The sequence below is a fragment of the Amycolatopsis sp. NBC_00355 genome, assembly GCF_036104975.1.
GTDB lineage: Bacteria > Actinomycetota > Actinomycetes > Mycobacteriales > Pseudonocardiaceae > Amycolatopsis.
This window is the reverse complement of the sequence record NZ_CP107982.1, coordinates 7,018,995-7,038,444: the sequence shown is the minus strand read 5'-3', so window position 1 is coordinate 7,038,444 and position 19,450 is coordinate 7,018,995. Positions and strand designations below refer to the sequence as shown.

Below are 19,450 nucleotides of genomic sequence, written 5' to 3'. Positions count from 1 at the left end.
GGAGTCACAGGTAGAACGACAGGAACAGCGTGGCCACCCAGGTCGCGCCGAGCACCTGGAGCACGCGGTCCTTGAGCGCGATCTCCTCGGGCTCGCCCGCGATGCCGCCGTCGACGTCGACCGCGTAGCGCAGCACCGCCACCACGAACGGCACCATCGAGATGAGCGCCCACACCGAGTTGTGCTCGGTCTGGCGGATCTCGAACGCCCACAGGCAGTAGGACATGATCAGGATCGCCGCCGACGTCGCCCAGACGAACCGCAGGTAGCTGGCCGAATACTTCTTCAGCGACGACCGGATCTTCGCCCCGGTGCGCTCGAACAGCATGATCTCCGCGTAGCGCTTGCCGGCCACCATGAACAGCGAGCCGAACGCCGTGACCAGCAGGAACCACTGCGACAGCGCCAGGCCGCCCGCGACACCACCGGCGATCGAGCGCATCAGGAAGCCCGAGCCGACGATGGCCAGGTCGACCACCGGCTGGTGCTTGAGGCCGAAGCAGTAGCCGAGCTGGACGGCTTCGTAGACCGCCAGCACGACCGCCAGCTGCCAGCTGGCGAGGAACGAGACGCCGAGGCCGGCGAGGAAGAACACGACCGCGGACCCGTACGCGACGGGCACCGGCACGATCCCGGCCGCGATCGGCCGGTTCCGCTTGGTCGGGTGCGCCTTGTCGGCCTCGACGTCGACCGCGTCGTTGATGAGGTAGACCGAGCTCGCCACCAGCGAGAAGGCCACGAAGGCGACGATCGCGTCGAGCAGCAGGCCCGTGCGGTCGGTCGACTTCGAGAAGGCGAAGAACGGGGCCGCGAAGACCAGCACGTTCTTCACCCACTGGCGCGGACGGGCGGTCTTGATCACGCCGCCCACCAGGCCGAACGGGCCGCGTGCCGCGGTCTCCGTCGTCGTCTCCGCCGGCACCGGGGTTTCCGGTGTCTCGGGAGTCACGGCCGCTTCGTCGCTGTTGCGCTGCTCGGTCGTCTCGCTCATGGGTTCTTCTTCAGCTTCCGTCGTATCAGACCACCGACGAGCCCCCCGAGGGCCGCACCGGCCAGAACGTCTGTCGGATAGTGAACGCCGAGCACGAGCCGCGAGGCGAGCATCGGCGGTACCAGGGCGGGCACCAGGTTACGCCCGGTCAATCCGGAGTAGAGCACCGCCGCCGCCGTCGTGGACGTCGCGTGCGACGACGGGAAGCTCAGCTTGCTCGGCGTGCCGACCAGCACCTCGACGCTCGGGTGGTCCGGGCGCGGCCGCCTGACCACGCGTTTCACCGCGATCGACGCCGCGTGGGCGCCGACGACGCCGGCCGACGCGATCAGCCAGTCCTTGCGCCGCTTCTTGTCGACCGCCGCGCCGATCAGGCCGATGCTGAACCAGCCGATGGCGTGCTCGCCGAAGTGCGACATGCCGCGCGCGGCTTTCACCGAGACGTCACTCTTCAGAAAACCCTGTGCCTTGGAAAGGACAGCTACCTCGCCCGTCGGGGCGCCCTTCTCAAGCATCGAGGGACCCGTCGAGCGGCGCGCCGTCGGTCAGGTGCGGGGCGATCTTGTTGTCGAACGCCGAGAGCGCCGAGCCGATGGCCATGTGCATGTCGAGGTACTTGTAGGTGCCGAGCCGGCCGCCGAACAGCACGTTCCGCTCGCGCGCCTCGGTCTTGGCCAGTTCGCGGTAGGCCTCGAGCTTCTCGCGGTTGTCCGGGGTGTTGATCGGGTAGTACGGCTCGTCCTCTTCCTTCGCGAAGCGGGAGAACTCGCGGAAGATGACCGTCTTGTCCTTGGGGTAGTCGCGCTCCGGGTGGAAGTGCCGGAACTCGATGATGCGGGTGTAGGGGACTTCCTGGTCGTTGTAGTTGACGACCGAGGTGCCCTGGAAGTCTCCGGTCTCGGCGACCTCGGACTCGAAGTCGACGGTGCGCCAGGTGAACCGGCCCGCCGAGTAGCCGAAGTAGCGGTCCAGCGGACCGGTGTAGACGGTCGGGGTGCCCGCCGGGATGTGCTCGCGCACGTCGAAGTAGTCGACGTTCAGCCGGATCTCGATGTTCTCGTGCTCGGCCATCTTCTCGAGCCACGCGGTGTACCCGTTGACGGGCAGGCCTTCGTAGGCGTCGTTGAAGTACCGGTTGTCGAAGTTGTACCGGACCGGCAGGCGCGTGATGATGTTCTCGCCCAGGTTCTTGGGGTCGTTCTCCCACTGCTTCGCGGTGTACCCGCGGATGAACGCCTCGTAGAGGGGGCGGCCGACCAGCGAGATGGCCTTTTCCTCGAGGTTCTGCGCGGCGCCGGTCTCGAACTCCGACGACTGCTTGGCGATGAGCTCGCGGGCCTCGTCCGGCGTGTGGGACTTGCCGAAGAACTGGTTGATCAGCGCGAGGTTCATCGGGAACGAGTAGACCTGGTCCTTGACCCGCGCGAACACCCGGTGCTGGTAGTTCGTGAACTCGGTGAAGCGGTTCACGTACTCCCAGACGCGCTTGTTCGAGGTGTGGAACAGGTGCGCGCCGTACTTGTGCACCTCGATCCCGGTCTCGGGCTCGGCCTCGGAGTAGGCGTTGCCGCCGATGTGGCTGCGCCGTTCGAGGATGAGGACCTTCTTGCCCAGCTCGGCCGCGGCCCGTTCGGCGACCGTCAGGCCGAAGAATCCGGACCCGACGACGACGAGGTCGTAACCTGCGAAATCGGCTTCAGTAATCTTGGCGGGGTTCGTGTGCGCGCTCACGGGCGTCGAGGGTACGCAGTCCGCTGACCCGGCCCGCACCCGACTATCACAATTCGGCCCACGACACACCTGGAAAGCAGTGCCTGCACCCGAGGACTTCTGGAGTTACTTCGCCGCGGTGGCCACCTACGTGGCCGTGCTGGCGGTCCCCGGCGGCGTCGTCGGGTGGGCCGCCGGCCTGCGCGGCTGGGCCCTCGCGGGCCTCGCGCCGCTGCTCAGCTACGCCATCACCGGCCTGGCCGGGCCGTGGCTGGCGATCGTCCACGTGCCGTACGGCCCGCTCAGCGTCGCCGCGTGCACGCTGCTGCTCGCGGGTGTGCTGTACGGCCTGCGCCGCCTGGCCGTGGCCCGGGGGTGGATGACGCCCGGCGCCGAGGAGCCGCACCAGGCGTGGACCCGCCGGGCGCACGCCGCCGTGGCCGTCTGCGTCGGGATCGCGACGGCCGTGTCGATCGCCGTGGTGGTGTCCGGCCGCGGCGGCACGACCGCCGTCTTCCAGCGCTGGGACACCGTGTTCCACGCGAACGGCATCCGCTACATCGCCGACACCGGCGACGGCTCGCTGACCGGCATGGGCACGCTCAACTGGTACCCCGACGGCTCGTTCTACCCGAACGCGTACCACCTGGTCGGCGCGCTGGTCTACCAGCTGTCCGGGACGTCGATCCCGGTCACGCTCAACGCCGTCACGATGCCGATCGCCGGGCTGTTCGCCCTGGCCCTGGTCGCGCTGGTGCGCCAGCTCGGCGGCCGCGCGGTGTTCGCGGGCTGCGCCGCGCTGGTCGCCGGCGGCGCCACGACCGGCGCGTACGAGTCGGTGTCGAGCGGGTTGCTGCCGTTCGCGCTGGGCATCGTCCTGACGCCGCTGGCCGCGGTCGCGCTGCAGCGGTTCGTGGTCCGGCCGGGTGTCGACACCGGCGCGGTGCTGGCGCTGAGCGCGGCGGGCCTGCTCGCCGCGCACTCGAGCGCGTTGTTCGGCGCGATCCTGTTCGCGTTGCCGCTGGTGGTGCAGCGCTGGTACCGGGCGCTGCGCGGCCGCCGCGTCGACGGCGTTCCCGAGGGCAAGGCCGCCTGGCGGGTCGCGGGCGGCGACGTGCTGAAGATGATCCCGGTGATGCTCGGGGCCGGCCTGCTGGCCGCGCCGCACATCCTGGGCGCGATCACCTTCACGTCCGGGTCGTACCCGTACCACCCGTGGGGCTCGCACATGCCGGTGTGGAAGGCCCTGGCCATGCTGGCGACGTTCAAGCAGGTGCTGCCGGTGCCGCAGATCTGGCTCACGGTGTTCCTGGCGTTCGGCGCGCTCACGCTGGTGGCGCTGCGGCGGCTGCGCTGGCTGATGCTGTCGGCGCTGGGGCTGTCGGCGCTGTTCGTCGTCGTCGCGTGCTTCGGCGGCGAAGACTGGGTGATCTCGCTGTCGCGGCCCTGGTGGAACGACCGGTTCCGGCTGATGGCGCTGGCGGCGATCCCGATGTGCCTGATCGCGGCGCACGGCATGAGCGAGGCCCAGCGCCGGCTGGCGATGCTCGCCGACGGACGCGCGTGGGTGCGCGCGCGGCCGTGGCTGACCGGCCGGGTCGGGCTGGCGACGGCGGTGCTGATCGTGGTCGCGATGGGTGTGCTGACCGGCGGGTTCTACCGCGCGGCCAACGCCAAGACGGTTTCGCTGCTGTACTACAACGGCCTGCCCGGCGAGGTGGTCCCGCCGGTCAGCCAGGACGAGATCGACGCGATGGACCGGCTCGGCGAGCTGGGCATCCCCGGCGACCAGAAGGTGCTCAACGACCGCCTCGACGGCACGGCCTGGATGTACGCGCTGACCGGCGTGCACCCGGTGGCCGCCCACTACGACGCCGGCGCGGTGAATCCCGACGCCGTCTACCTGGCGGTGCACTTCCGCGACTACGACACCGATCCCCGGGTCCGCGCCGTGACGCAGCTGCTGAACGTGCACTACGTGCTGGTCGGCAGCGGCACGATCCGCCGGGACACGCCGATCGCGCCGGGCCTGCAGAAGCTGGACGGGCTGGACTTCGTGAGCGTCGTCTACCGGAACCCGGGCGCCGTCATCTACCGGATCACCAAGTAGCACCCGATCTTCGCGTGAACAAAGCCCTCGTGGCCGCGGCGCCCCGTGCCGCGGCCACGAGGGCCTCCCGTCCCCCAACCACCCCCGGGGTGATCCTTGACGTCTGCTGTGAAGGACGCCTGAGGGACGGCAATCGGTTTCCCGGTCACCCGGATGTCACCCGTTCGGCCTAAGCATGCAGCTCCGGCAGGACATCGTTCGCCACCTGCTCCAGCACCGCTTCGCGCCCTTCGTACGGCGACGACGACCGCGGCCAGTGCGAGATGACGTCGGTGAAGCCCAGCTCGCCCGCGCGGCCCACCGCGTCGCGGAACGCCTCCACGCTGCTCAGCGAGAACACCGGGGACGCGTCCAGGCTGAGGTGGCGCTGGATGCCCGCCCGCTCGCGGCCGACGGCGTCGAGGCGCTGGTCGAAGACGGTGCACAGTGCCGCCACCCCGCGCCACCACTCGTCGACGGTCGCGCCGCCCTTGCCGGTGGTCACCCAGCCCGCGCCGAAGCGGGCCGCGAGCGTCATCGTGCGCGGGCCGTTCGCCGCGACCACGAACGGCAGCCGCGGCCGCTGGACCGTGCCCGGCAGGTTGCGGGCGCCGCGGGCCTTGTAGTACTCGCCGTCGAAGTCGAACTTGTCGGTCATCAGCAGCCCGTCGAGCGACTCGACGAACTCCGTGAACCGGTCGGCGCGCTGCTTCGCCGTCAGCTCCGGCGCGCCGAGCACCTCGCCGTCGTAGTGCTGGTGGTCGACGCCCGCGCCGACACCGAGGACGAACCGGCCGTCGGAGACGTCGTCGAGGGTGACCAGCTCACGCATGAACGGCACCGGATGCCGGGCGACCGGGGACGCCACGAACGTGCCGAGCCGGATCCGCGACGTCACCATCGCCGCCGCCGTCAGGGTCGGGACCGCGGAGAACCACGGGCCGTCGACCAGGTTGCGCCAGCCCAGGTGGTCGTACGTCCACGCGTGGTCGAAGCCGTATTCCTCGGCCGCCCGCCACTTCGGCTCGGCGGCCCACCAACGATCTTCCGGGAGAATCACGATGCCTACTCGCACACTGCCGGACGATAGAGGCAACCACCGACATTCGCGCGGACGGGCGGGACCTCACCCGGACGTGTCAGGGACAATGACGGGGTGGAGAGACCCCTTCTGATCGCGTCCGACGTCGACGGCACCCTGCTCGGCCCGTCCGAAGCCCTGAGCGAGCGCACCATCGCGACCGTGCGCCGGGCGGTCGAGGCGGGCGTGCCGTTCGTGCTGGCCAGCGGCCGGCCGCCGCGCTGGATCGCGCCGATCGCGCGGCCGCTCGAGCTGACCGGGTACGCGGTGTGCGCGAACGGCGCCGTCCTCTACGACTGCGGCAGCGAGGAGATCCTCGAGGTCCACGGCCTGCTCGAGCCGACCCTGCTGCACGACATCGCGAGCGCGCTCGACAAGGCGCTGCCGGACTGCCGGCTGGCCGCCGAGCGGGTCGCCACCGGCCCGGTGGACCACGACATGCGCAACTTCGTGATCGAACCGGACTACCACAACCCGTGGGGCGACAGCGAAGGTCGCGTCGGGCCGCGGGCCGAGGTCCTCGGGCACCCGGCGATCAAACTGCTGGTCAGCCACCGCGGCATGACGTCCGGGGAGATGGCCGACGCGATCACGGCACTGTTCGGCACCGAGGTCGACGCCACCTACTCGTCGTCGGGCGGGCTGGTCGAGATCGCCGCCCACGGCATCACGAAGGCGACCGGCCTCGCCGACGTCGCCGCGCGCTTCGAGGTCTCGGCGGACCGCGTGATCGCCTTCGGCGACATGCCCAACGACGTCGAGATGCTGCGCTGGGCGGGCCACGGCGTCGCCATGGAGAACGGCCACCCTGCGGTGCTCAAGGTCGCCGACGAGGTCACCGGCCCGGCCGGGGACGACGGCGTCGCCCAGGTCCTCGAACGCTGGTTCTGAGTCAGGAGCGGTTGTCGAGCTCGGCCGCTTCCTCCGGGGTGGGCGCGGTCCCGCCCAAGTGGGCGGGCAGCCACCAGCGTTCCTCGTCGGAGGCGGGCCGGTCCGGGTAGCCGGCCTGGGCGCGGTCGACGAGCGCGCTCATCCGGGCGCGCAGCTCCTTCGTCACGACGTCCCAGTCGTCACCCTTCGCCGGGTGCATCGGCTCGCCGATGAGGATCGAGATCGGCACGTGCCGGCGGGTCAGGTCCTTCGGCCGGCCCTTTGTCCACAGCCGCTGGGTGCCCCACAGGGCCATCGGCACGACCGGGACGTCCGCCGCCGCGGCCATCCGGACGGCACCCGACTTGATCTCCTTGACGGTGAACGACCGGCTGATGGTGGCCTCCGGGAAGACGCCGACGACCTCGCCGTCCTTCAGCTTCTGGAGGGCCTCGCGGTAGGAGGCGATGCCCGCGGCGCGGTCGACCGGGATGTGGTGCATCCCCCGCATCAGCGGCCCGGCGATCCGGTTGTCGAAGATCTCCTGCTTCGCCATGAACCGCGTCAGCCGCTTGGCCGGGCGCGCGCCGAGGCCGCAGAAGATGAAGTCCAGGTAGCTCACGTGGTTGCACGCGATGACCGCGCCGCCGGTGCGCGGGATGTGCTCCGCGCCCTCGACCCGGATGCGGTTGTCCAGTACCCGGAACATCGCCCGGGCCGCCGCGATCACGGGCGGGTACACGAAGTCAGCCATCCCACCAGGTTACGGGACCGTAGGTTACGGCCGGCCCTTCAGCGGGGAAGAACACAAACCGCGCGAACCTCACACCGCCCGCACGCGCTCCCGCCGGACGGGCACGGCGAGCACCAGAGCGAGCAGGAGCGTGAACAGCGCGACGGACTGGTGCTTGACGCCTTCGATGCCGTCGCCGAGGGCCGCCATGCCGAACTGCGACACCGAGACGACCAGCAGGAACGCCAGCACGACGCCCAGCGCGGCCCGGCGCCGGCTCCACGCACCCGCCAGCACCAGCAGCCAGAGCGGCACCAGCGCGAACAGCCCGAGCGGCGCGATCAGGCCGGTCAGCCACGACACGACCGGCACCCGGTACTCCTGCGCGTGCGGCGCGAAGCCCGCGGACCGGTCGAAGCTGCCGAGGTAGTCCGGCCGCGCGGTGAGCTGGTCGGTCGCGGCGCGGTTCAGCACCTCGAGCGTCCGGCCGGGGTGGCTCGCGAAGTACGCGATGACGTTCGCGCGGTCCATCCGGTCGCGGTAGGCCGGGTAGCGCGGGTCGATCCGCGCCGGGTGCGGGTGCCACCAGCCGTTGCCCGCGTACTGCGCGAACGACGGCGGCAGCCCGAGGTCCGCGAGGTCGGCCCGGGTGTCGTGCCGGCCGTCGACGATGTTCAGGAAGATCGTATTGAACATGTTGATCTCGCGCGAATCGTCGCCGGGCAGCTCGGCGAGCGTCCCGTCGGGCGCGACGGCCGGTTCGACGCTCTGCTGCGCGGCGAGCGTGGCGACGCCGAGCGCGCAGACGACCAGCACCGCCGCGGCCCACCGCCGGGCGCCGCGCAGGGTCCCCGGGCGGACCAGCAGGATCGCGACCACCAGGATCGGCAGGATGGTCAGCGTCTGGACCTTGGCGTTGACCGCCAGGACGCCGCCGGCGAGCGTCACGGCCATGCCCGCGTAGCTCCACCGGCCCTCGCGGGCGGTGAGCAGCAGGCCACCCGCGATCAGCAGCAAGCCGAGGAAGGCCGCACCTTCGCCGAGCACCGCCGCGAAGTACCCGAAGAACGCCGAATCGGCGACGACCAGCAGCAGCCCGGCCGCCACGGCGAGCCGCGCCCGGCGGCTGTACGGCAGGCCGAGCACGATCGCGGCGACGGCCGCGGCGGCGATCAGGCTGCTCAGCAGGCCGAGGACGACCAGGCTCAGCGTCGCGGGGAAGCCGACGACCCCGGCGAGCCGGACGGCCAGGTCGGCCAGCCAGCTCTGCGTCAGCAGGTAGGTGGGCCGGCACGGCGCCGCGCCGGGCGGCGCGCTGTAGGCAAGGTGGATGAACGGCTCCGGCAGGCCGCGCCAGGTGATGCCGGCGCCGCAGAGCACGCGGCCGCCGTCGCCGTTGTTGGACATCGCGATCGGGCGCGGCACCAGGAACCGCGCCGCGAAGAGGGTGAACGACGCCGCGAAGACCCCGAGCCCGAGCGCGGCATCGGTGGTCAGCCGCCGCTTCGGGACGTCGAGTTTCACGAAGGACAGGGTACGTAGCGGAAGTCCGGGTCCCGGTCGAGGTCGTCGACCAGGGACTTCGCCTGCTCGGCCCGCGGGTAGACGGAGACCCAGTACGGCGTGCCGACGCGCCGGAACGTGGCGACCTCGTACTGACCCGCGTAGACCGGGTCGATCGCGCAGTGCTGGCGGTCGGCGTAACCGCCGTCGGCGGGGACCGCGACAGTGGGGCGGCGGCCGTTGACCACGTAGTCGTAGTCCGTGGCGTACCCGCCGTCGTGCTGCCCGTCGCGGGCGATGTGGTCGTCGGTGCGGCCGAGGACGTCGATGATGAGCAACTGGCCGCCCCGCGCCGAAAGCGCGCCGGGCGCGGCGGCGCTGACGACCGACCCCGGCGGCAGGTACGTGCCCAGCCAGCCGCCGATCTCGGTGAGCTCGGTGCCGTAGGTGCGCCAGTCGCGCACGCGGCCGAGCATGTCGGGGCTGAACACCGAGACGAGCACGGCGATCCCGGCCAGGCCGCAGGCGGTCACCGGGACCAGCCGGGTGCCGGCGGGCCAGGCGCGCGGCCGCGGTGACGGCTTCACCTCGACGTCCGCCGTCAGCACGCCGTACGCCGCGACGGACCCGACGGCGAGCAGGGGCGGCACCCCGGCCAGCAGCCGCCACGACGGGCCGGCGTCGCCGCCCGACAGGACGGCGGCCGCGGCGAGCCCGGCCGCCATCGCGAACATCAGCCAGATCAGCGCGCGGGACTCGAGCGCGGCGCCGGCCGCGCGGCGCAGCAGCAAGGCGACCGCGGCGACCAAGGCGAGCAGCAGGAAACCCTGGTGCACCAAGGCGAATCCGGACAGGTACGGCCAGCCGCCGGCGACCTGCGCGCCGAACGGGCCGCCGAGTTTGGCGGCCAGCGGCGCGGGCACGTAGTGCTGGTAGAACGTCAGCCGCCAGGCCAGCCGGGGGATGAGGAACACCAGCGCGCCCAGAATGTAGCCCGCAGGCGCCCACCAGGTGTGCTGCTTCTTCACGGCCGCGCCCGCCAGCCAGAGACCGCCGAGGACGCCGACGACCAAGCCGTCCGGGCTGGTCATCACGGCGAACGCGACGAGCACGCCGGCCACCACCGGGCGGCGCGCCGCGAGCGAATAGCAGACAGCGAGGACGAGGAGCACGAACAGCGGCACCTCGGACCCGGACGGCCCGTAGACGGCCAGCCCGCCGGCGGCCGCGGTGAGCACCGCGGCGGCGACCCCGATCGCCGGCCGCGGCTCGGCGTCGGCCGGTGTCGCGGCCACGACCACCCGGTTGACGAGGAAGTAGGAAAGCAACACACAACCGAGCGCGGAAAGAACCCCGAACACGATGGCGGTGGTTTGCACGTCGGCGCCGAATGCGGCGCGCGGAAGGGCGATCAGCACCAGCCAGAGGAAGTTCGTATATCCCTCGACGCGTTCACCGGGGTTGAAGACCGGGCCGTTGCCCTCGGCGATGTTCGCCGCGTACCGGAACGAAACGAGCGCGTCTTCCGTGACGGTCGCGAACAACAGCTGGTGGAGCAGGGAAAGACCGAGGGTGAGGGCGAGGACGAACCCGCGCAGGCCGCGGTCGGTGCCCAGCCTGCCCCAGGTCAGCACCACGATCGCGGCGAGTACCAGCCACGCCCCCACGACCGCGTAGACCACCCGGCCCCCTCACCTCGTCACCCCGCCGGCCCCGCCAGGTTATCGGTCATCGGGTGACAGACCAGGGGTCAATATAACCCGATCGGGTGGCAATTCCGACGGCTGAACCGACGGCCCCGGAATTCCGGGTAAAAGACCTGATCAGAGCCGTCCCCCGGACTTTCCGGCCGGCCGTTGTCGGCTTAGTCTCCAGCGTGCTCTCCGTCTGCGTCGCCATTGCCGTCATCGCCGTCCCGGGCTTCCTGACCGGGCTCGCGGCGGGCGTGCGCGGCTGGGCCCTGGCCGGGCTGACGCCGTTGCTGAGCTACGCCATCGGCGGGCTGACCGGACCGTGGACCGCGGCGGTGGGCCTGTCGTTCACTCCCCTGACCTACGCCGTGTCGACCGTGGTGTTCGTGGCGATCGCTTTCGGTGTCCGGAAACTGACTGTCCGCCGCTGGGCACCGGAGCCCGAACCGGGGTTGTGGGCGCGGCGCGGGCACCTCGCGGTGGGGGCGTGCCTGCTGTTCGCGGCGGCGATCGGCGTCTACGCGACGTTGCTCGGCCTGGGCCACCTCGGCGCGCTGCCGCAGGGATTCGACGCGGTGTACCACGGGAACGCCGTCCGCTACATCGCCGACACCGGCGACGGCAGCCTGTTCGGCACCGGCCACGTGAACTGGTACGGCGACGCGGCGCCGGTGTTCTACCCCAACGCGTACCACCTGCTGGCGGCCGTGACGTACCGGCTGAGCGGGGCGTCGATCCCGGAGGTGCTGGACGCGAACACCGTGCTGCTGCCGGGTTTGCTGGCCCTGTCCTTGGTGACGCTGGTGCGGGAGTTCCGCGGCCGCGCGGTGCTGGCCGGCGCGGTCGCGCTGACGGCGGTGGCGCCGGTGATGGGCGTCTACGAGTCGATGGACCGCGGCCCGCTGCTGCCGTTCGCGCTGGGGCTGACGCTGACGCCGTTGAGCGCGGTGGCGCTGCGGCGGTACCTGGAGCGGGTCGCGCCGGACACCGGGCTGGTGCTGCTGCTGGCCGCGGTCGGGCTGCTGTGCGTGCACTCGTCGACGTTGTTCGGCGGGATCCTGTTCGCCGGCCCGCTGCTGGTGCAGCGCTGGCTCGGTGGCTGGCGCCGGATCGGCCGCGACCTGCTGGCGCTGCTGCCGATCGCGGCGGTGGCGCTGCTGGTGGCGTGGCTGCAGCTGTTCGGGGCGCTGGGCCTGGCGAACAGCGCGGTGCCGTACTACGGCTGGCCGAGCGAGTGGCGCGCGTCGACGGCGCTGGGGGCGCTGCTCGGGTTCCAGCACCAGGAGCCGCACCCGCAGATCTGGCTGTCGGTGGCGCTGTTCCTGGGCATCGTGTTCTTCGCCCGGGCGGGAGCGCTGCGCTGGATCGGCCTGACGGCGGCGGTGACGGGCCTGGCGTACATGGCGGTGGCGTCGTCGAACGCCCCGCTGGTGATGGCGCTGTCGAGGCCGTGGTGGGACGACCCGTACCGGTTTTTCGCGATGGCGGCGGTCCCCCTGTGCGTCCTGGCGGCCCACGGCTTGGCTTCGACGCAGGCCTGGCTGTCTTCGCGGTTCTCCCGGCTCCCGGCGGTCGCCGTGGCGGTGGTGGTGCTGCTGGGGTTCGTGCTGCTGTCGAACGGCTTGTACGTCCGGTCGAACGGGTCCCGGGTAGCGGCGGGCTACCAGGCGGCGGACCCCTCGAAGCTGCGGGTGACGCCGGGCGAGGCAACGGCTATGGAGCAACTCGGGCGGCTGGCCAAGCCGGGCGACTGGGCGATGAACGACCGCTTCGACGGGACGGCGTGGACGTACGCGTTCTCGGGCGTCCGAACGGTGGCGGGCCACTTCGACGAGACGCTCCCGCCGTCGGACGCGGTGCTGCTGGCGGACCGGTTCCGCAACTACCCGACGGACCCATCGGTGCGGGCGGCGGTAAAGCGGCTGAACGTGCGGTGGGTGATCTTGGGGAAGCCGTCCACGGAGCCGGGGAAGCCGTACCAGCAGGGGTTGATCGGGCTGGCCGGTGAGCCGTTCCTGCAGGAGGTCTGGAGTGACTCGGACGCGGTGATTTATCGACTCCGGCCCTGAAGTTGTCCACAAGTGCACAAGCACCTGTGGACAACTTGGGCACATGTCTGTGGGCAGGTGCCCGATGGGGCGGAAATCGGGGTGGAATGCTGTGACAGCCTCGGAAAGCGCGTGAACGTCACGGTGACGAAAGTGTCCGCGAAGGGCGTCCGGGAGGGCTTGGGCGGGCTAGTTGTCCACAGGCCAAGAGCGAATCGGCAGGTCAGGCGGCTGCGGGGGTCTTGCCGCGCAACGAGCGGGCCGCGAGGGCCGCGCCGCCCGCCGTCAGCAGGTCCGCGACCGTGAACATCACCCGGGAGGCGACCGCGAACGCCGTGGCCTGGCCGACCGTCAGGCCGCTTGCCGTGAGGACCGCTACCTGGGCCACTTCGCGGACACCGACGCCGCTGGGGAGGATGAACGCGAACGTGCCCACTGTCATCGCCACCGCCATGGCGCCGACGCACAGGATGAAGCCGCTGAAGCCGGGGGTGCCCACCGAGTTCGCCAGGAGCCACAGGTGGACGCCCTGCAGGCACCACGCCACCGTCGAGGCGCCGAAGACCTTGCCCACCACTCGCCAGCTCAGCGGGTGCTGCAGCGGCGGGCGGCGCAGCACGCGCAGCACCAGCGACGTGCCCCACGTCAGGATCTTCGGATGCAGCATCGCCAGGCCGACCGGGATCAGCACGAACAGCCACAGGGCGCGCGGGCTGTTGCTGAACACCGCCGGGGCCGCCAGCAGCGACACCACCAGCGCCGACACGATGCCGACGCCGAGCTGGATCAGCGAACCGGTGAAGATCCTGGCGCGGGCCAGGCCCGCTTTGCGGCCCAGCTCCATCTGCAGCAGGTACGCCCAGACCGAGCCCGGCACGTACTTGCCGAGCGAGCCGACCAGGCAGATCTGGGCGCCGCGGGCGTAGCCGATCGGCTTGCCCAGGTCGTCGACCATCACCTGCCAGCCCCAGGTGGACACCATGATCGCCGCGACCAGGGCCACCAGGCTCAGCAGTGACGACTCCCACGCGACGTCGTGCAGGGTGCGCCAGAACTCGCCCCAGTTCGACGCGAGCTGCTTGGCCGCGAAGCCGATGACCAGCAGGATCGCGACCCACCTGACGACGTCGAGGATCTTCGCCTTGGTGGACTTCGGCTGCTTTTTGGCAGCCGGCGTCTCCCACTCCGGCGACTCCAGTGTCGTCATCGACGCATCTCCTCAGGCCTGCACGGTGACCAGGCGGCTGAACTCGGCCAGCAGATCGTAACCGTCCCAGACCGCGGAGAACGTCAGGGCGGAGCCGAACGGCACGATCCGGTCGACTCCGCGACCGGCCAGTTCGTGGGCGAACGCCGTGAGCTCTTCCGTGGTAAAGCCGAACTGGCCGACCGTCTGGTCCTTGCGCAGCACGACCGGGACCAGATCGGACAGCGACGCGACGCACGCGTTCGCGAACGTGCCGGCGCCCAGCCACTCGCGCGGCATGACCGCCGAGTCGGTCAGCTCCAAAGTGGCCAGGCCGTTGCCCTCGAACGCGATTTCCTTGACCAGGCCGTCGACCGCCGCACCGTACGCCGAGACGCGCTTCTGGACCGCCATCGCCGGCTCGGTGACGTGCTGCTTCGTCACGAGCACCTGCGCCAGCAGCGTGCGGAACTCCTGGCCCGCGACACGCGCGCCCTCGTCGTCGCCGACCCAGAACACCGCGCGCGGGGACGAGCAGGCGGCCTGGTCGAACCAGTACGAGTCGTTGTAGAAGCCCTCGGCGGCCGCGCGGCGCTCGGTTTCGGACGCTCGCTGCCAGCCCGCCACCGAGGCGACGGCGAACGACGAGCGGTCCGGGAACGTCAGGTCACGCGCGTGCGGGGCCAGCGGGTACTGCCGCAGGGCCGCGACCGAACTGTCGCCGCCCCAGATGACGCGCAGGTCGGCGGCCAGCGACAGAGCGCCGCTCACCTCGTCGCTGCGGTCGTAGGTGACCATCCGCTGGGTCGCCGTGATCGCCGCCGCGGTGTCCGGGTCCACTTCGGACAGTGCGGCGTTCAGCGCCTCCAGCACCGCCTCGGCGGCACCGGCCGAGCGCGACGACACCCGCACGACGTTGTGGTTGCCCGCCAGGGCGGACAACGCCCACGAGTAGACGAAGATCGTGTCGACGTTCGCCGGCGGCACGTGGAACACGAGCCCGCGCGGGAACCGCAAAGAACCGGCCGGAGTGTCCAAAGTGGACAACGCCTTGGCGATCTCGCCCTTGCGCAGGAAGAAACCGAGGGACGCCAGCTCCGGGAACCGGCGCGCGGTGGCCGGGGCCAGCAGCTTGCGGGCGAACTTCGTGACGAACTCGACGACCCGCGGGTCACCGACCCGCAGCCGGCCGCCCGGCGGCTCGGCCCGCAGCTCGGAGACCAGGTCGCTCACCGGAACATCGGGAGCAGCGGGGAAACGCTGGGTCAGGGAAGTGCTCACGCCGCCGCTCCCGAGAACGTGTCCGAGCAGCCGCGGGCCTCGGCCTTCGGCAGCCGCCCGAGGACGGAGAAGTGCTTACCCGGCCAGTCGCCGTCGTCGATCCCGTTGTAAACCCCGAGATCTTCGGTGAGCAGCACGTGCCCGGGGTAGGACCGCGGCAGCGTCGAGACGACCTCGATCACGCCCGGCTCACCGACCGGCTGCTCTGCCCAGGTCTCCGGGTTGCGGATCACGACGTCGGCGAAGTCCGGGCAGTACAGCGAGTTCCCGGACGGGCCTTCGAGGAACACCGTGCCGATCTGCTCGATCATCCCGTAGTAGTTGTGGATCCGGGTGAGCCCGGTGTCCTCCTTGAACCGGCGCCGGAACTCGGTGTTGTCGACCGCGCGGTCGATCAGCTTCTTCCAGCCACCGGAGTGGACGAGGATGCCGTTCGACAGGTCGAGCTTGTTCTCCCGGGCGACCTCGTACAGGTACTGCCAGACCATGAACGTGAAGCCGAAGATCAGGAACGGCTTGCCACCGTACTCGGCCAGGAACTTCTTGACGGCTTCGACGTCCGGCTTGTCGTTCTCGTCGAGCACGTAGGTGTGTTTGCGGCCGAAGTTGGCCATGCCCAGCACACCCGCGCCGCGCGCGGAGAACGAGCGGCGGTTCTTGATGATGCCGATGGTGTCGACCATCAGCATCGGCAGCCGCTCGCCGCCGAGGACCTCCTGCAGGGTCGCGCCGAGCTGCTTGGTCTGCGCGCCCGCCGCCTCCTTGTCGAGGTAGATCCGCGACGCGCCGGCGCCGGTGGTGCCCGACGACGTCAGCGTCTTGAAGACCTCGCTGTCCGGCACCGACTTCAGGTCGTGCGTCTTGAACATCCGCACCGGCAGCCACGGCAGGTCGGCGATCGACGCAAAAGACGCGTCCGGCGCGATTCCCAGCGACGACAGGATCCGTTCGTAGCCTTCGGAACTCGCCCGGTGGTGTGCGGTCAGGGCGGCGAGCTCGGGCAGCAGCAACGCCTCCCGGTCAGCCTGCGACCGAGTGAACACACTCATGCGCCGACCTCGCTGACGCTCAGGTCGGCCTGAGCGGCCAGCGCTGTGTTGAATGATTCACTCGCAAGCTCGCTCATACCTTCGCCTCCAACGACCGGTAGTCGATCTTGCCGCTGGCCAGCAGCGGCACGGTGTCGATCGGGCGCACGTCGAACCCGCTCGTGTGCAGGTGCAGCCGCTCCGACAGGGCCTTCGACGCGTCCTTGCAGATGTCCTTGTCGACGCCCTCGGCGAACAGCACGACCTTGTCGCCGGCGGGCACCGCCGCCACGACGTCGATCCCCACCGCCGCGGTGCGGACGGCCTGCTCGAGATCGTCGAGGCTGACGCGGTTGCCGAAGACCTTGCCGATGCGCTTGAGCCGGCCGGTGATGAACAGGAACCCGTCTTGGTCGAGGTACCCGAGGTCACCGGTGGCCAGCACGCCGCCGTATTCGTCACCCTTGGCCAGGCCGGACTCGTCGTCCGCGTAACCCAGCATCACATTGGGCCCACGGTAGACGACCTCACCGACAATTTTCGGGTGCGTGGTCTCCGACCCGTCGTCACGGCGGACGGCGAACCTGCCACCCGGCAGCGCGGGCCCGGCGGAACCGAGCTTTTCGGCCAGCCGTTCGGCGGGCACCGTCGTCATCCGCGGCGCCGCCTCGGTCTGCCCGTACATCACGTACATCCGGCCGCCGACGGCGATCATCTTGTCGTTGAACTCGGCGATCAGCTCGTCGCGCAGCTTCCCGCCGGCCTGCGTCAGCGTGCGCAGCGTCGGGTACTTCGCGGGGTCGAACTTGAGCCGCCGCAGCATTTCGTAGTGGTACGGGACGCCCGAAAGGGACGTCACGCCGTACGTGGTCACCGCGTCCCAGAAGCCGCGGCCGAGCACACCCGACGGCTCGATCACGACGGTCGCGTCGCGCACCAGGTGCGAGTTCAGCACCGACAGGCCGTAGCTGTAGTGCAGCGGCAGGCAGGTGGGCGCGACCTCGTCGGAGTCGATGTGCAGCACCTGCGCGATGGCGTCGGCGTTCGACAGGATCGCCTGACGTGAGAGTCGCACGAGCTTCGGGTTGCCGGTGGATCCGCTGGTCGGGAGCAGTACGGCGAGGTCGGGGTGCGGCGGGACACCCTCCGCGGAGTCGCGGATCCAATCGTCGCCGCGGGTCGTGTAGCCCGCGGGCGCCTCGCCGGACGCCGACAGCACGGCGGCCGGCCGGAAGCGCGAAACCAGCCCGGCGAGCACGTCGACTTCGAGCGCCGGGTCGATCAGCGCGATCGCCCGGCCGGACTCGAACGCGCCCAGGTAGGTCAGCACGCTCGGCAGGTCGACCGACATCCGCGCGAACACCACGCCGACCGGCAGCGAAGCCAGCTCTTCCATCCGGCGGCCGACCTCGGCCGACAGTTCCGCGCCCGCCAGCGTGCGGCCCCCGGCCACATCGACCAGCCGGGCTCCCGCACCCAACAGCGTCACAACACCAAGCCTCCGTCGACGCCCAGCACCTGACCGGTGATGAAGGACGCTTCATCACTCACCAGGAACCGGATCGCGTTCGCCACGTCCTCCGCCCGGCCGAGCCGCCCGAGCGGCGTCCTGCCGGTGTTCTCCGCCTTCGCATCCTCGCTCAGGCCCGCGGTCAGGTCGGTCTCGATCACGCCGGGCGCGACCGCGTTGACCCGGATCCCGGACCGGCCGAGCTCCTTCGCCGCCGAGCGCGCGATGTTCGCCACGGCCGCCTTCGACGCCGCGTACACCGTCTGACCAGCACTTCCGTACTCGCCGACGATCGAGGCGAGCACCACGATCGAGCCGGTTTTCTTCCGCATCATCGCCCGAGCCGCGGCCTGCACGGTGTGCAGCGTGCCGGCGACGTTCGTGCTCAGGGTCGTGTCGACGAGTTCCTCGCGGATCATCCCGAGGAGCGCGTCCTCCATGATCCCGGCGTTCGCCACGACGATGTCGAGCCGGCCGTGCTCCTTCGCGACGCCCCTGACCAGCGAGGACACCGCCTTCGCGTCGGTGACGTCGAGGGCGAGCCCGGCGGCGGCACCCGCCGCCGAAGCGGCTTCCTTGGCGCGGGCCTCGTCGCGGCCGGTGAGCACCACCGTCGCGCCCGCCCCGGCGAGCACGCGGACGGTGGCCAGGCCGATCCCCCGCGTCCCACCCGTGACGAGCGCGACGCGACCGGACAGGGACTGGTCAGTCATTCTTCGACTGGAGCTCGGTGACCATGTCCACGGCGACCTTGAAGCTCGACATGTCGATGACCTGGTCGGTGTCGAACTCGACGTCGAACTCGTCCTCGATGGCCGCGACCAGCGCCATGTGGCCGACGGAGTCCCACGCCTCGAGGTCGCGGTACTTCAGGTTCTCGACGTCCACGTCCGTGTCGAGGTCCAGCGCCTCGACGAAGACCTCGCGCAGCTTGGGGGCAACCGACATAGCCATGACTCCTAGTGCTCTTCGCGCGGGCGGGCGTCCCACGCCTTTACCAAGGTAGAGAGGTCGCCAGGCAGGGTGTCGTCCGGGAGACCTTCCTTACCCTTCAGCCACGGCCCGAGCGCTTCGATGGTCGCCTCGTCGAGGCCGCGGCGCGACAGGCCCACCACGTTGACGCCGGTGACCCGGGCCGGGTTGCCGACGGCGATGGTGAACGCGCCGATCTCGCGGCGGACCGCCGAGCCCATCCCGACCATCGCACCGGGGCCGATCACGACCTTCTGGTGCAGCACGGCGCCCATGCCGAGGTTCGCGCCGTCCCAGATGTGGCAGTGGCCGCCGGTGACGACGTTGGACGCGATGGTGACGGCGTCGCCGACCAGGCAGTCGTGCGCGATGTGGGAGCCGCGCAGGTAGTAGCCGTCGCTGCCCAGCGTCGTCGTGCGCCAGGTGCCCTGGTGGACGCTCACGTACTCGCGGATCTTGTTGCGGCTGCCGATGACGACGCCGTGGCCGTCGTGATCCGGGTCACCGGTCGGCGCCTCGTCCCAGGCCGCCGGGTGGGGGCGGCCGCGGTCCTCACCGGGCGTGCCGATCGTCACGTGCGGGCCGATCCAGTTGCCGTCCCCGATCCGCGCCGGACCGGCGATCACCGTGAACGGGCCGATCACGTTGTCCTCGCCGAGTTCGACGCCTTCGCCGAGGACGGCGGTCGGGTGGATGCGGTTGGCCACGGGTCGGGTGTCCGTTCGTCGGCGGCTGGGTACTGGGCGTGCTACCGCGC

17 protein-coding genes are annotated in these 19,450 nt (G+C 70.8%); 3 read left to right on the top strand and 14 right to left on the bottom strand.

Annotated elements, in window-relative coordinates; genetic code table 11:
• Window positions 1–4 precede the first annotated feature (4 nt).
• Genes OHS18_RS32030 through glf form a run of 3 tightly spaced genes read right to left on the bottom strand, consistent with a single transcriptional unit; the run spans window position 5 to window position 2,722 of the window.
• A complete protein-coding gene (locus OHS18_RS32030; RefSeq protein ID WP_328446333.1) occupies window positions 5–991 on the bottom strand; it encodes a decaprenyl-phosphate phosphoribosyltransferase in 987 nt (328 codons plus the stop codon).
• Window positions 988–1,506: a phosphatase PAP2 family protein gene (locus OHS18_RS32025; protein WP_328613390.1), complete on the bottom strand. Its 519-nt coding sequence runs from the start codon at window positions 1,504–1,506 to the stop codon at window positions 988–990. Before OHS18_RS32025 ends, OHS18_RS32030 begins: the two co-directional genes overlap by 4 nt.
• Entirely contained in the window at window positions 1,499–2,722 is a 1,224-nt protein-coding gene (gene glf / locus OHS18_RS32020) for a UDP-galactopyranose mutase (protein WP_328613389.1), read from the bottom strand. The genes OHS18_RS32025 and glf overlap by 8 nt, the downstream gene beginning before the upstream one ends.
• Window positions 2,723–2,801: 79 nt before the next feature.
• Here glf and OHS18_RS32015 point away from each other — a divergent pair, with 79 nt between their 5' ends.
• A complete protein-coding gene (locus tag OHS18_RS32015; RefSeq protein ID WP_328613388.1) occupies window positions 2,802–4,811 on the top strand; it encodes a DUF6541 family protein in 2,010 nt (669 codons plus the stop codon).
• A 169-nt stretch (window positions 4,812–4,980) separates the two neighbouring features.
• Here OHS18_RS32015 and OHS18_RS32010 read toward each other — a convergent pair whose 3' ends face one another.
• Window positions 4,981–5,865: an LLM class flavin-dependent oxidoreductase gene (locus tag OHS18_RS32010; protein WP_328613387.1), complete on the bottom strand. Its 885-nt coding sequence runs from the start codon at window positions 5,863–5,865 to the stop codon at window positions 4,981–4,983.
• Window positions 5,866–5,961: 96 nt separating this feature from the next.
• Here OHS18_RS32010 and OHS18_RS32005 point away from each other — a divergent pair, with 96 nt between their 5' ends.
• The gene (locus tag OHS18_RS32005) at window positions 5,962–6,762 is read left to right on the top strand and encodes an HAD family hydrolase (RefSeq protein ID WP_328459124.1); all 801 of its coding nucleotides are present in this window, start codon (window positions 5,962–5,964) and stop codon (window positions 6,760–6,762) included.
• A 1-nt stretch (window position 6,763) separates the two neighbouring features.
• Here OHS18_RS32005 and OHS18_RS32000 read toward each other — a convergent pair whose 3' ends face one another.
• The 3 genes from OHS18_RS32000 to OHS18_RS31990 form a co-directional block, all read right to left on the bottom strand.
• Window positions 6,764–7,495 (bottom strand): lysophospholipid acyltransferase family protein, encoded by a 732-nt coding sequence (locus OHS18_RS32000; RefSeq protein WP_328446340.1) that lies wholly within the window; start codon window positions 7,493–7,495, stop codon window positions 6,764–6,766.
• Between the two features lie 69 nt (window positions 7,496–7,564).
• Window positions 7,565–8,998 (bottom strand): glycan biosynthesis hexose transferase WsfD, encoded by a 1,434-nt coding sequence (wsfD, locus tag OHS18_RS31995; protein ID WP_328613386.1) that lies wholly within the window; start codon window positions 8,996–8,998, stop codon window positions 7,565–7,567.
• A complete protein-coding gene (locus OHS18_RS31990) occupies window positions 8,995–10,659 on the bottom strand; it encodes a hypothetical protein (protein ID WP_328613385.1) in 1,665 nt (554 codons plus the stop codon). Before OHS18_RS31990 ends, wsfD begins: the two co-directional genes overlap by 4 nt.
• 194 nt (window positions 10,660–10,853) lie before the next feature.
• Between OHS18_RS31990 and OHS18_RS31985 the strand changes: the two genes are divergently transcribed.
• The gene (locus tag OHS18_RS31985) at window positions 10,854–12,737 is read left to right on the top strand and encodes a DUF6541 family protein (RefSeq protein WP_328613384.1); all 1,884 of its coding nucleotides are present in this window, start codon (window positions 10,854–10,856) and stop codon (window positions 12,735–12,737) included.
• Between the two features lie 202 nt (window positions 12,738–12,939).
• Here the strand turns inward: OHS18_RS31985 and OHS18_RS31980 are convergent, their stop codons facing one another.
• From OHS18_RS31980 to OHS18_RS31950, 7 genes are all read right to left on the bottom strand, one after another.
• Complete coding sequence (locus OHS18_RS31980) at window positions 12,940–13,923, bottom strand: lysylphosphatidylglycerol synthase transmembrane domain-containing protein (RefSeq protein WP_328446346.1); 984 nt, start codon at window positions 13,921–13,923, stop codon at window positions 12,940–12,942.
• Between the two features lie 12 nt (window positions 13,924–13,935).
• Complete coding sequence (locus OHS18_RS31975) at window positions 13,936–15,183, bottom strand: acyl-CoA reductase (RefSeq protein ID WP_328613383.1); 1,248 nt, start codon at window positions 15,181–15,183, stop codon at window positions 13,936–13,938.
• A complete protein-coding gene (locus OHS18_RS31970; RefSeq protein WP_328446349.1) occupies window positions 15,180–16,232 on the bottom strand; it encodes a LuxE/PaaK family acyltransferase in 1,053 nt (350 codons plus the stop codon). Before OHS18_RS31970 ends, OHS18_RS31975 begins: the two co-directional genes overlap by 4 nt.
• A 73-nt stretch (window positions 16,233–16,305) precedes the next feature.
• Window positions 16,306–17,700, bottom strand: coding sequence for an AMP-binding protein (locus OHS18_RS31965; RefSeq protein WP_328613382.1), 1,395 nt, complete (start codon window positions 17,698–17,700; stop codon window positions 16,306–16,308).
• Window positions 17,697–18,434, bottom strand: coding sequence for a glucose 1-dehydrogenase (locus OHS18_RS31960; RefSeq protein WP_328613381.1), 738 nt, complete (start codon window positions 18,432–18,434; stop codon window positions 17,697–17,699). The genes OHS18_RS31965 and OHS18_RS31960 overlap by 4 nt, the downstream gene beginning before the upstream one ends.
• Window positions 18,427–18,669, bottom strand: a complete 243-nt coding sequence (locus tag OHS18_RS31955; RefSeq protein ID WP_328446352.1) for an acyl carrier protein — start codon at window positions 18,667–18,669, stop codon at window positions 18,427–18,429. Before OHS18_RS31955 ends, OHS18_RS31960 begins: the two co-directional genes overlap by 8 nt.
• A gap of 11 nt (window positions 18,670–18,680) precedes the next feature.
• Complete coding sequence (locus OHS18_RS31950; protein WP_328446353.1) at window positions 18,681–19,400, bottom strand: UDP-N-acetylglucosamine acyltransferase; 720 nt, start codon at window positions 19,398–19,400, stop codon at window positions 18,681–18,683.
• Window positions 19,401–19,450 lie beyond the last annotated feature (50 nt).

What these genes read in the sequence shown, in the direction of transcription:
- OHS18_RS31960 (WP_328613381.1), bottom strand. Translation starts at nt 18,434, where the DNA reads ATGACTGACCAGTCCCTGTCCGGTCGCGTCGCGCTCGTCACGGGTGGG.
- OHS18_RS31955 (WP_328446352.1), bottom strand. Translation starts at nt 18,669, where the DNA reads ATGTCGGTTGCCCCCAAGCTGCGCGAGGTCTTCGTCGAGGCGCTGGAC.
- OHS18_RS32000 (WP_328446340.1), bottom strand. Translation starts at nt 7,495, where the DNA reads ATGGCTGACTTCGTGTACCCGCCCGTGATCGCGGCGGCCCGGGCGATG.
- OHS18_RS32025 (WP_328613390.1), bottom strand. Translation starts at nt 1,506, where the DNA reads ATGCTTGAGAAGGGCGCCCCGACGGGCGAGGTAGCTGTCCTTTCCAAG.
- OHS18_RS31980 (WP_328446346.1), bottom strand. Translation starts at nt 13,923, where the DNA reads ATGACGACACTGGAGTCGCCGGAGTGGGAGACGCCGGCTGCCAAAAAG.
- OHS18_RS31970 (WP_328446349.1), bottom strand. Translation starts at nt 16,232, where the DNA reads ATGAGTGTGTTCACTCGGTCGCAGGCTGACCGGGAGGCGTTGCTGCTG.
- OHS18_RS32030 (WP_328446333.1), bottom strand. Translation starts at nt 991, where the DNA reads ATGAGCGAGACGACCGAGCAGCGCAACAGCGACGAAGCGGCCGTGACT.